The organism is Meridianimarinicoccus marinus, assembly GCF_040689105.1.
GTDB classification, from domain to species: domain Bacteria; phylum Pseudomonadota; class Alphaproteobacteria; order Rhodobacterales; family Rhodobacteraceae; genus Meridianimarinicoccus; species Meridianimarinicoccus marinus.
In genome coordinates, this window is sequence record NZ_JBFBVU010000094.1 from 1 (window position 1) to 517 (window position 517).

Below are 517 nucleotides of genomic sequence, written 5' to 3' on the forward strand. Positions count from 1 at the left end.
GGCATTGACCGGACCAGCAAATTCGCAGTCACCCAACTCGTGGACAAGGCAGATCGCAAGACCGCCTGGGAGTTCCTCGAACACCTGCTCGAGGCCGTCCCCTGTCGCATCCACACGATCCTCACCGAGTTGCCAATGATCGCGCCACCGGTCCGAGCGACCATTGGCAACGGTATCCAGTGCGCCGCGCAGCCCCGCAACCGGAACACAGCATATTCACGGCAGATGCGGTTCGACATGATCTGTGAGGCAAATGAGATCGAGCACCGACTGACCAGGCCAAACCACCCGTGGAGTTTGGAGGATCAGAAATCAGTCCAGTGGACTGATTTCCCGACAAACGGCCAGGTCGAGCGAATGAACCGCACGATCAAGGAGGCGACCGTCAAACGCTTCCACTACGAAAACCACGACCAGTTGCGAACACACCTTGCCGACGTCATCGCAGCCTACAACTTCGCCCGCAGGCTCAAGACCCTCAGCGGGCTTACGCCTTACGAATACATCTGCAAGATCT

The 517-nt window shown here is 58.2% G+C and carries 1 protein-coding gene; it reads left to right on the forward strand.

Annotation, left to right across the window (positions count from 1 at the left end):
- On the forward strand, positions 1–517 hold a 517-nt coding region (locus AB0T83_RS20330; protein WP_366195013.1), incomplete at both ends, for an integrase core domain-containing protein.